The organism is Kordiimonas sp. SCSIO 12610 (genome assembly GCF_024398015.1).
In the GTDB taxonomy this organism is placed as follows: Bacteria; Pseudomonadota; Alphaproteobacteria; order Sphingomonadales; family Kordiimonadaceae; genus CANLMI01.
In genome coordinates this window covers 2,891,647-2,903,700 of the sequence record NZ_CP073747.1, presented here as the reverse complement: position 1 = coordinate 2,903,700, position 12,054 = coordinate 2,891,647, and the positions used below count along the sequence as shown (strand labels likewise).

The window sequence follows — 12,054 nt, the reverse complement described above, 5'->3', positions numbered from 1 at the left end:
TGTTCGTAAACGAAAATAAAATTGATAAAATTGTTTTAATGCGAACAATTAAGAAAATCTGTGTTCAACAGAAAATGATTATTTGCATCTTTGTATGAGTGTTAAGCATAAAAGTTGGGCAACGTTGGAGCTGCTGAGTTTTTCATCAAAATCGGCTTTGATGGTTTTTGCATTAATTTTTAATCGAGAGAGCGTTATCTTTTATGATACTAATCCAGCCAGTTTTAGGACTTATGTTTTTGATTTTTGTCGCTTGGTTATTCAGCGAAAATCGTCGCGCCTTTCCCTTAAAGTGGTCCATAGGTGCTGTTATCCTGCAATTGGTCTTGGCTTTCCTCCTGCTGAGGATTGAGTTTCTTCAAAACGTTATAGCAAAGGCTGGTGTGCTCATTCAGGTTTTGGAAAAAGCGAGTAGAGCTGGTTCTGCTTATATGTTCGGGTATTTAGGAGGGGGAGAACTACCGTTTGATGTAAAGGAGGGAAGCAGCACGTTAATAATCGCATTCGAAATCCTTCCCATTATCCTTGTCATGGCAGCAATATCGGCAATTCTCTGGCATTGGCGGGTTTTGCCAAAAGCAATCAAAGGCCTAAGTTTTGCCCTGCAACGCACCTTGGGCGTTAGTGGAGCGGTGGGCCTTGGTACCGGCGCGAATTTCTTTTTGGGTGTAGTGGAAAGCCCTTTGATAATTCGTGCGTACATTGCGCAAATGGGGCGAACCGAACTATTTATGGTAATGGTTGCAGGGCTCTCAACAGTTTCTGGGGCAGTGTTGGTTCTATATGCAAGCGTGATTGAAGGGGTGGTTTCTGATGCAACGGGGCATATCCTAACCGCTTCACTAATCTCGCTTCCTGCGTCTCTCTTATTTGCAAAAATCATGGTACCAGGTGAAACCAAAACAAAAGGTACAGACTTCGATCAGTCTATTAAATACGATAGTACTTTGGATGCTCTTGTGAGCGGCGTTGAAGATGGCCTGAAGGTTTTTCTGAGCGTTATGGCAATGCTTATCGTAATCTTCGCGCTCGTTTTTATTATCAATGAGCTTCTCGGAATATTACCTTCTGTGTCTGGTGAGCCATTGACGGTAAACCGGATATTTGGCTGGATATTCTCACCTATTGTGTTGGCCTTCGGTATTCCTTACGAAGAAGCGCATGTTGCTGGGCAGTTGATGGGTACCAAGGCAATCTTAAATGAGTTTATTGCTTATCAGCACCTTTCTACACTTTCCGAGACCGAACTTAGCCCCCGATCTGCTATTATTATGACATATGCATTATGTGGGTTCGCAAACCTCGCGAGTATAGGGCTTCAGATAGCAACATTTGGTGCATTGGCCCCTTCTAAGCGTTCTGAAGTTGCCTCGCTTGGTTGGCGTGCTTGGCTCGCGGGGAACTTGACAACCGGCACCACGGCCGCTGTAGCTGCGATAATTTTAGTGTGACTGGACTGTGTATAAAAAACCCGGCGCATCAAATGAGTGACCGGGTTTTCTGATTATTTAACTACTGACTAACTTTAGAAGCGGCCAGTAATTGTAAAGCGAGCGTTAAGAGGCGCGCCTACTGTGATATTGTTTGCTGTGTGTGCGTTCGGGAAATATTCAGTATCAGTTAGGTTCTCAATATTAACCTGAAGGCGAACACTGTCGTTTAAGTCATAGTATGCAGCAGCGTCAATTCGAACGAAATCAGGCAATGTTGTGTTGTTGCCATTATCAGCAAAACTTTCGTCCTGATACGTTAGGCCTACACCAAAACCAAGGCGATCAGTAACTTGATAATTACCCCAGATATTGAAGGTATGCTCTGGTAATTCACGAACACGAAGGCCTTCACTGCCATCATCGTTAACCTGATTACCCTCAAGGTAACTATAGCCCGCAGTAATAAAGAACTGATCGGTGATCTGACCTTGAATTTGTGCTTCGATACCACGGATTTCGCTGTCGATTACATCAAGCGTTCCGGGGTCGTTATCAGCAACCTGCGGCGAGCTTTGTTCGTTTTCAAAGATAGCGGCTGTAAAACTAAGGCCATTCGCAAAGTCCCATTTCAAACCAGCTTCAATCGTCTGGAATGTGTTAGGGTCAAGCGCATCGTCAGGTGGATTGATATCCGCAAACTGCTCACCACTCCTTGGCAAGAAGCTCTCGCTAAAGCTACCATAAATCGAAATATTTTCCTGCGGTTTAAAGACTAGACCAAGACGCGGAGAGAATTCGGAATCGCGGCGCTCTCTGATATCGCGCTCACCGGTTTCAATGAATGTCTCAATGTTATCAACTGTAATATCAAAGCTATCGAAACGACCACCAATTAAAAGGTCTAAATGCTCAGAAATTTCGATTTGATCCTGAATGTATACTGAGAATACTTCAACGTCTGCTTCAGTATCGTCATTAAGATCAACATTAAAGCTGTTTGCTGTTGGAAGGCCACTTGCATTTGTACCAATGCCATTGGCAAAGTTTAGCGGACGAGTTGCTGTGAAAAACTCAATATCATCTTGCGTTTGATCAAAGAAGGCATTGAAACGGTCGTTGTTATTGGAAGTATCAATATATTCGCCCCCAACGAAGAATGTATGTCCAATGCTACCCGTCTTAAACTCACCGACTAAATTTGTAGATAAAACCAAATTCTTGCGCTGAGTTGTATCAATATAGCCATCAAGACCAACGACATTGGTGTCTTCATTAAAGCTTACCGGAAAGAAATTAGAATAAAGCTTATCATAATCGCCGTAGAAAGCGTTGAAATTCCCTTTTAAACTCTCAGAGAATTCATGTTCAACAGTGGCGCGAATTGTGTGGCCTTCGAAAGTTGTTGTATTTAATTCTGGGTCACCAAAAGTAATATCAACAAGCTGCTCTGCGGGGCGACCATCTGCGCCGGCGGGGATACCACGATCAACAAAGCGTTCGTTATTGTTATATTCGTACGAAACATTCAATGTTGTTGCATCTGAAAGTTCAATACGTGCTGTTGGATTAATACCATAACGATCGCCGTCGAAGAAATCACGGTGGTTATTCAGGCTTTCATAGTATCCATTGATACGGAATGCTGCATTGTCGCTGACGGTAAAGTTGGCATCAGCTTGAATAGTATAAGCACCGAAAGTATCTACACTCCCTAGGTAGCCAACGAAATCTTCGCCAATCACACCTTTTTTCGTCACGCGGTTAATAAGACCACCTGTGCCGCCACGACCGAATAGAAGAGCGTTTGGACCGCGAAGTACTTCAACTTGTTCCAAGTTATAAAGCGAGCGATAATACTGTACGTCATCACGGACGCCGTCGAGGTAGAAATCAGCTGTTGAGCGTACCCCCCGGAACACAACAGCATCGCGGTGCCCTTCACCCTGGGAACTTGTAATACCAGGCGTGTAAAGTGTGATGTCGCTAATGCTATCGATACCTTGGCGGACAATTTGGTCAGCGGTGATGATCGAGAGACTCTGTGGAACGTCGATAATGGGTGTTGGAGTTTTCAGCGCATTGACTTGATCACTATATAAGTAGCGACCGGTAACGATGATTTCTTCATCATATGCATCATATGCATCTTGATCTGCAGTGTTAACGTCTTGAGCATAGGCTGTGCCGGTTAGGCTCACCATAATTGTGCTCATATATAATATACTTTTAAGTTTTGTACTCATTCGTCATTCCACGAGTTTTTGGTGTTATTAAGAATTATTCGCAATAATTCTCGTTGGTCGTGCTTATATATTATTAAGAATGAATATCAATATTATTCGCATTTAATTTCGGCTTTGGCAAAAACTGATGCACTTTTATCACACTATTCAGATGGTGATCTGGAGGCAAATATGAACGTTAGATGAAGAAGATTGAGAGAAATGAAAAGTGATAGAATTGTGCTCATAGTGAAATTTTTTTTGCACAAAATTAACCAAAAATTAATTTCTGTTTACACATTGATGTCTTCATTTTAATCTCTATAAGTATTTGTTAAATAAAGAAAAAAATGATTTCTAGTTTACTAAAAAAAGGATCATGAACGGTTGTTAATCTAGCTGAATGCGAATTCATGAAAATAACACTTACTTTACTTTCAATCGCTTGAATTTTGACGTTTCTTGCCCCTCGAAGATCTGGGGCAGATTTATAATTTCCTTAGTATAAACCACATGGGTGGCATCAAATAACCTTCCCCGATTTTCTTGAATAATCACTTATAGGAGACAAAAGTGAGCAAGAAATTTGGTAAAATAGATTCGGCACATACCGCTCGTTTCTTAAACAAGAGGCTAATGGCTTCGACATCATTATTGGCAATGGCGCTTTCTGGCGCTGTATCTGCCCAAACAATAATCCCAAATGGTGACAACCAGTCACGTACAAGCCAGGTTGATGGTGAAACCATCCTCGTTGACACTGGAAGTACAAGCACTGTTGCGGGGGCACCGCTTCTGACTGTTAACAACAACGATGTTATCGTTAACAATGCAGGAACACTCTCAACAACTGGTGTTACCAACACGCTAACATTAAATGGCAACGGCATTATTATTAACAATACTAATACTGGCTCTATTACTGCCGACTCGCGTGCTATTGAAATTAATGGCTTGAATGCAGCGATTGTTAATGATGGCTCTATTTTGGGTACATTAAGTCAGCGCAATGGCACTGTTTACTCTAATGTGACAGCGAACAACTTTTCGTTGACAAACAGCGGCACAATTGATGCTGGTGCAGGTCAGATTGGTGCAGGCTTCTCGGCTGAACTTGCAGCGGAAGGTACAGATTTTGATATTATCAATTCTGGCACGATAGCTGGTCGTGGTAACGAGGGTGCAGGCCTTGCAACAGCAGGCGATGGTATCCGCCTTGAGCGCACACGCGTTGGCGGTGCACTTGATGCGACGACGACAGGTTTGTTTACGGGTACAATCACAAATTCAGGAACTATTTCTTCTGAAGGTGCTAACGGTACTGTTGCTGGTTTCCGTGCTGTTAATGGAGTTTCCTTCCAGGGTACGCTAACCAACGAAGTTGGCGGTGTTATCTCTGGTACACAGAATGGTGTGTATTTCGGTAACCCAACGCCTGCAGGCGGCGGTGACCACACTGGTGGTGTTGTCAACAACGCTGGGACGATCTCTTCTGATAGCCGCGCGCTTAATATCGATGGTATCGGCCTTGAAGTAAACAACCTTGCATCTGGTGAAATCATCGGTACAGGCAACCAGCGTAACGGTACAGTATATGCTGATGGTACTGCTGATGACTTTACGTTCAATAACGCAGGCTCTGTTGATGCAGGTGAAGGCAACACAGGATCAGGTTTTGGTGCTGAAATCGGCGGTGCTGCTGATGGTGCGAACACATTTGATCTTATCAACTCTGGTACTATTCAGGGTCGCGGACAGGCTTCTGCTGCTGAAAACGCTGCAGGCGACGGTGTCCGCATTGGTAACGTTGGCAACATCGGTGTGTTTGATGGAACAATCACGAACTCTGGCGAAATTAACTCAGAGAGCACACAGGGTACAACAGCAGGTATCCGTTTCGTAAACGGTATTAGCTTCCAGGGTACACTAACAAACACTGGAACAATTTCCGGTGCACAAAACGGTCTTTACTTCGGTAACCCGGTTGACGGCGCTGGTGCTGATCACACTGGTGGTGTTGTAAACAACGCTGGTACGATCTCTTCTGACAGCCGTGCCCTTAACATCGATGGTATCGGTCTTGAAGTGAACAACACAGGCTTAATTCTTGGTACAGGCAACCAGCGTAACGGTACAGTATATGCTGACAGCACTGCACAGGACTTCACTTTCAACAACGCCGGTCTTGTGGACGCAGGCGCTGGTAACACTGGTTCAGGCTTCGGTGCAGAGATTGCTGCAGACGGTAACACATTTGACCTTATCAACTCTGGCACTATTCAGGGTCGCGGTCAGGCTTCTGCTGCTGAAAACGCTGCAGGTGACGGTGTTCGCATTGGTAACGTTGGCAACATCGGTGTGTTTGATGGAACAATCACAAACTCTGGTACAATCAACTCAGAGAGCACACAGGGTACAACAGCAGGTATCCGTTTTGTAAACGGTATCAGCTTCCAGGGTACACTGACGAACGAAGCTGGTGGTGTTATCTCTGGTGCACAAAACGGTCTTTACTTCGGTAACCCGGTTGACGGCGCTGGCGCTGATCACACTGGTGGTGTTGTAAACAACTTCGGTACAATTTCATCAGGAAGTCGCGCACTTAACATCGACGGTATCGGTCTTACTGTTAACAACCTTGCAACTGGTGAAATCATCGGTACAGGCAACCAGCGTAACGGTACAGTATATGCTGACAGCACTGCACAGGACTTTACTTTCAACAACGCTGGTCTCGTGGACGCAGGCGCTGGTAACACAGGTTCAGGCTTCGGTGCAGAGATTGCTGCAGACGGTAACACATTTGACCTTATCAACTCTGGTACTATTCAGGGTCGCGGTCAGGCTTCTGCTGCTGAAAACGCTGCAGGTGACGGTGTTCGCATTGGTAACGTTGGCAACATCGGTGTGTTTGACGGAACAATCACAAACTCTGGTACAATCAACTCAGAGAGCACACAGGGTACAACAGCAGGTATCCGTTTTGTAAACGGTATCAGCTTCCAGGGTACACTGACGAACGAAGCTGGTGGTGTTATCTCCGGTGCACAAAACGGTCTTTACTTCGGTAACCCGGTTGACGGCGCTGGCGCTGATCACACTGGTGGTGTTGTAAACAACTTCGGTACAATTTCATCAGGAAGTCGCGCACTTAACATCGACGGTATCGGCCTTGAAGTGAACAACCTTGCAACTGGTGAAATCATCGGTACAGGCAACCAGCGTAACGGTACAGTATATGCTGACAGCACTGCACAGGACTTTACTTTCAACAACGCTGGTCTCGTGGACGCAGGCGCTGGTAACACAGGTTCAGGCTTCGGTGCAGAGATTGCTGCAGACGGTAACACATTTGACCTTATCAACTCTGGTACTATTCAGGGTCGCGGTCAGGCTTCTGCTGCTGAAAACGCTGCAGGTGACGGTGTTCGCATTGGTAACGTTGGCAACATCGGTGTGTTTGACGGAACAATCACAAACTCTGGTACAATCAACTCAGAGAGCACACAGGGTACAACAGCAGGTATCCGTTTTGTAAACGGTATCAGCTTCCAGGGTACACTGACGAACGAAGCTGGTGGTGTAATCTCCGGTGCACAAAACGGTCTTTACTTCGGTAACCCGGTTGACGGCGCTGGCGCTGATCACACTGGTGGTGTTGTCAACAACGCTGGCACGATCTCTTCTGACAGCCGTGCCCTTAACATCGATGGTATCGGCCTTGAAGTAAACAACCTTGCAACTGGTGAAATCATCGGTACAGGCAACCAGCGTAACGGTACAGTATATGCTGACAGCACTGCACAGGACTTCACTTTCAACAACGCTGGTCTCGTGGACGCAGGCGCTGGTAACACAGGTTCAGGCTTCGGTGCAGAGATTGCTGCAGACGGCAACACATTTGACCTTATCAACTCTGGCACTATTCAGGGTCGCGGTCAGGCTTCTGCTGCTGAAAACGCTGCAGGCGACGGTGTTCGTATCGGTAACGTTGGCAACATCGGTGTGTTTGACGGAACAATCACGAACTCTGGTACAATCAACTCAGAGAGCACACAGGGTACAACAGCAGGTATCCGTTTTGTAAACGGTATCAGTTTCCAGGGTACACTGACGAACGAAGCTGGTGGTGTTATCTCCGGTGCACAAAACGGTCTTTACTTCGGTAACCCGGTTGACGGCGCTGGCGCTGATCACACTGGTGGTGTTGTAAACAACTTCGGTACAATTTCATCAGGAAGTCGCGCACTTAACATCGACGGTATCGGTCTTACTGTTAACAACAGTGGTTCAATCCTTGGTACAGGCGATCAGCGTAATGGTACAGTTTACTTTGATGGCACAGCCAACAATGTAACACTGAACAACCTTGCTGGTGGTGTGATTGATGCAGGCGCTGGCAACAATGGTTCAGGTGTTTCTATTCAGGCCCTCGCTGGTGAGCGCACGCACACTATCTCGAACGCGGGTATTATTCAGGGTCGTGGTACTGCTCTTGCTTCTGGTGAAGCTGCTGGCCTCCGCGTGTTCTATCCACCTAACATGATGCGTCCAGTTGTTAACCTAGATATCGATAACACTGGTACCATTGCTTCTGAAACATCAGCAGGAATCTTGCTTGAAAATATCACTTTTGCTGGCGATATTACGAACTCAGGCACGATTTCAGGTGCAACGGCTGCGATTGATGCAAGTACATCATTCGGCAATGTGATCATCAATAACTCAGGCGACCTAGTTGGCGGTGTGTTAACTGGTGCTGGCGATGATGTTCTGAACATCTCTGGTGGCTCTATCTCTGGCGATATTGATCTTGGTACGGGTAGCAACCAAGTGAACATCCTTGCTGGTGGTTCACTGGATGTTGTGGGTACAATCAATGTTGCAAGTGATGTTGCAGTTGACGGCCTTGTTAACTTTGATCTCGGAGAGATTATCAATGTTGACGGTAATGCGACATTTGGAAATGCTAGCCAAGTTTCGCTAAACTTCACAGATGTAACAAGCCTAAGCTTTGGCCAAGCTACTAATTTGATTACTACAACAGGTACTTTGACAAACAATGGTGTGTCATTTGCTCCTGAAAACAACTTCCTCGTTGATTTCAATGTTGTGGCTTCATCAAATGCTGTTTCAGTAACGCCGACAGTTGTTAACCTTGCTGCGCTTTCAAATGATGTAAATGTTTCATCGTTCGGTTCTGCGTTCGCTGGTGCATTGCAGGCAGGTAACGGCGATGCTGCTTTCGCTGCAAATGCAAATGCCATCAACGGCTTCACAAACAACCGTCAGTTTGAACTTGCTGCTTCCAGCTTGCTTCCAACCCTAAATGAGGGTGTGACACGTGAAGTTTATGAAACACAGAACCAGGTTCTGAGCCTTATTGATAGCCGCCTTGGTGGTGACGCTGAAGGTAACGCGATCTGGGGTCAAGCGTTCGGCCGTACAGCAGACCGTGATAGCGAAGGTGGATTGACCTTCTCTGGTTATGATGCTGACAGTTATGGTTTTGTAATCGGTGCGGACACAGCAATTGCTGATAATGTTCGTGCGGGTGTTGCTTTCTCATACTCTGATATTGATGTTGAGGAAACAAGCGGAGCGTTTGAAGAGACTTCAATCGACAGCTACAGCTTGAATGCTTATGCATCATATGAAGATGAAGGAACATTTGTTAACGGTGCTCTTGCATATGTCTTCGGTAATGCTGACAGTAGCCGTCAAGCAATTGTTGATACGATCTCTTCAGACTTTGATGTTGATCAGTTCTCAGCAAAAGTAACTGCTGGTTACAAAGCAAACCTCGGTGATCTGGAGTTCTCTCCATTCGCAAGTCTTCAGTATGCTAATATTTCACAAAGTGATTTTACTGAAATTGGTGGACTGAACCTTGTTGTGGATGCCGATAGCGTAACAATCTTTGAAACTGGGGTTGGTGCAAAGTTCGCACTTCCAATCGAAAATGATGGTTTCAAACTTGTACCGCAGGTTTCTGTTGGTTGGTACTATGACCTTGCTGACGAAGCCCGCAGCCTGAACGCAAGCTTTGCTGGTGGCAACAACTTTGCGCTCACTGGTGTTGACCCAACAGCTTCAAGCTTCGAAGTTGATGCGTCACTCGGCATTTTCACTAGCGGAAACACATCAATCACACTTGGCTACGAGGGTGAATATCGCTCTGACTTCAATAGCCACGCTGGTGTAGCACGCATTAGGTTCGCTTTCTAAGGAGGGCGATCCAAAACAAAAATTCCCTAACCACCCAACTCGGCCACAAGTTCGCGCTTGTGGCCTTTTTTTGTTTTCTTCGAACAAGGGTTGGATATTCATCAATATGAAAAAAGTTATAGATGGCCCTTGAAATATGTATACAAATGCATACATATTAAATCATAGGTAATAAAAAGCATGCAAAACGTGTTGGGGTGCTATGAGTCAAAAGCCAATTCCACTTAGTGTACGTTTATCGCAAAAGGATGCTGCTTTTATCGCAGACCTGAAGGAGCCTGACGCCATTACCATGAGCGAAAAAGTTAGGTACCTGGTTCAAACAGAACGAATAAGAAGCGAGCAGGCCGAGACATTTGAGGGACTATACGCACAATGCGAAGAATTATTGCGCCCACTAGCCGCCAAGTTACGTGCTGAGGAACGATTAAAGGGTGAAAGTTATCCTGTCCTATCCTTAATGTCGGCGTGGCTTCCAAAAATGATTGCGTCATTAGGACAGTATCAAGTGGAGGGTAGGGTTCAGGGCAGCCCAAAAAATAGTGATAAACAAAATTTCGGTGCCGGAAGTGAACCATATTCTGAATTGGGGGGCTTGGAGTATGAATGCTTGATGCAGTTGGCTGTGTTCCTTCCGGCGCTGAAAACCCTTTTGGATTCTGGGCAGCATAAACAGCTGAGTGACAGTGAAGCTGAGAAACTAACTACTATTTTCAATAAATAAACAAGTGAGGAGCTTTTATGGCAAAATTAGGTGACCGAGTAGGTCGAATAATAAGTGGCAGTATCAATGCGATGATTGATGCGATTGAAAATGCAGCCCCTGAAGCCGTTATGGAACAAGCGTTACGGGAAATTGATGATGCAATTGCTGAGGTTCGTGTTTCCTATGGCAAAATTACGGCTGATAAACATTTAGCCAGTAAGCAACTTACTGAAAACAGCAACAAGCATGAAGAACTAACCAGTCAGGTTGAAGTGGCTATTGCCGAAAATAGAGATGATCTTGCAGAGGCTGCGATTGCGCGTCAGATGGACCTGGAAGCGCAGGTTCCAATATTGGAAGCATCGGTTAAAGATTACTCAGAGCGTGAACAAGAGCTTGAAGGTTACATAAAGGCCTTAAAAGGCAAGCGAAGCGAAATGCTTCAGGAACTGGATGACTATAAAAAACATCAGGCGGCAGCCGCTCAGAACCAAATACTGGATGGTGACAATCAACCGAACCCAAATAGCGATGTTAATGCCAAGGTGGAAGCAGCGACAAGAGTTTTTGAGCGTGTCGCAGGTAGTTTACCAAGCGGTGATGCACTTGACGAAACGTCAGTTAAATTGGCTGAACTAGAAGAATTATCAAAGAAGAACGCCATTCAGGAACGTTTGAAGGCTATAAAAGATAAGCAAGCATAAATTTCCTCTTTTCTTGATCAAGAAAATATTGATTATTGGTTTTTAGTAGCGAGAGGGGGATTTATTGACAGTCATAGAATTATTTTTAGCGCCAGAAAATATCGCATTCTCGGTTGCCTTGGGTCTTGTGATCGCAATAGGTGTTCTGGAAGGTATTGGCGCAGTTGTGGGGTTTGCGCTTTCAGGCTTACTGGATAGTATCTTTCCCGAAGCAGATATAGACCTTGATGCTGGCGATGTTGGTGATAGCGGTGCCTTTGGTGAATTCCTATCATGGCTTCGCTTCCGCGAGGTGCCTGTGATCGTCATTATGATTGCCTTTTTAACGGCCTTTGGACTAACTGGTATTGTTTTCCAAGGGGTTCTCGCAGCCATTCTCGGTAGTACAGTAAATGGTTTTGTTGCTAGTATCAGCAGCCTTCTGATTTGTTTGCCAGTGGTCCGATTTTTTGCTGGTGTCTTGGCGAAAATAATGCCGAAGGATGAAACATCAGCGGTTAAGACGGATAGTTTTGTCGGCCATTCAGCCAAAGTGGTTCTGGGCACTATGGGGCGCGGCAATCCAGCACAAATCAAGCTTGCTGATCAGTTTGGTCAAGATCACTATTTTATGGCGGAACCCGACATGGATGACGCTTCGTTCAACCAGGGTGATGACGTGATTATTGTTCGCAAAGAACAAGCTCTTTTTTACGTCATTGCAAACACCAAAGAATTTATGACGGACGATTAAACCTGCGCGTTTACGTTCAATCTTTCAA

The 12,054-nt window shown here is 45.3% G+C and carries 6 protein-coding genes; 5 read left to right on the top strand and 1 reads right to left on the bottom strand.

The window, feature by feature from the left end:
- Positions 1–203 precede the first annotated feature (203 nt).
- Complete coding sequence (locus KFF44_RS13385) at positions 204–1,451, top strand: NupC/NupG family nucleoside CNT transporter (protein ID WP_255935002.1); 1,248 nt, start codon at positions 204–206, stop codon at positions 1,449–1,451.
- 74 nt (positions 1,452–1,525) lie between these two features.
- Here the strand turns inward: KFF44_RS13385 and KFF44_RS13380 are convergent, their stop codons facing one another.
- Positions 1,526–3,676: a TonB-dependent siderophore receptor gene (locus tag KFF44_RS13380; RefSeq protein ID WP_255935000.1), complete on the bottom strand. Its 2,151-nt coding sequence runs from the start codon at positions 3,674–3,676 to the stop codon at positions 1,526–1,528.
- Between the two features lie 552 nt (positions 3,677–4,228).
- Here KFF44_RS13380 and KFF44_RS13375 point away from each other — a divergent pair.
- From KFF44_RS13375 to KFF44_RS13360, 4 genes are all read left to right on the top strand, one after another.
- A complete protein-coding gene (locus tag KFF44_RS13375) occupies positions 4,229–9,883 on the top strand; it encodes an autotransporter domain-containing protein (RefSeq protein WP_255934998.1) in 5,655 nt (1,884 codons plus the stop codon).
- 202 nt (positions 9,884–10,085) lie between these two features.
- Positions 10,086–10,607, top strand: coding sequence for a hypothetical protein (locus tag KFF44_RS13370; protein ID WP_255934980.1), 522 nt, complete (start codon positions 10,086–10,088; stop codon positions 10,605–10,607).
- Positions 10,608–10,624: 17 nt separating this feature from the next.
- Positions 10,625–11,293 carry a PspA/IM30 family protein gene (locus KFF44_RS13365; protein ID WP_255934979.1) on the top strand — a complete coding sequence of 223 codons (669 nt, stop codon included), beginning with the start codon at positions 10,625–10,627 and terminating at the stop codon, positions 11,291–11,293.
- A 64-nt stretch (positions 11,294–11,357) separates the two neighbouring features.
- Positions 11,358–12,026 carry a YqiJ family protein gene (locus KFF44_RS13360; RefSeq protein ID WP_255934978.1) on the top strand — a complete coding sequence of 223 codons (669 nt, stop codon included), beginning with the start codon at positions 11,358–11,360 and terminating at the stop codon, positions 12,024–12,026.
- The last annotated feature ends 28 nt before the right edge of the window (positions 12,027–12,054 follow it).

What these genes read in the sequence shown, in the direction of transcription:
- KFF44_RS13385 (WP_255935002.1), top strand. Translation starts at nt 204, where the DNA reads ATGATACTAATCCAGCCAGTTTTAGGACTTATGTTTTTGATTTTTGTC.
- KFF44_RS13380 (WP_255935000.1), bottom strand. Translation starts at nt 3,676, where the DNA reads ATGAGTACAAAACTTAAAAGTATATTATATATGAGCACAATTATGGTG.
- KFF44_RS13365 (WP_255934979.1), top strand. Translation starts at nt 10,625, where the DNA reads ATGGCAAAATTAGGTGACCGAGTAGGTCGAATAATAAGTGGCAGTATC.
- KFF44_RS13370 (WP_255934980.1), top strand. Translation starts at nt 10,086, where the DNA reads ATGAGTCAAAAGCCAATTCCACTTAGTGTACGTTTATCGCAAAAGGAT.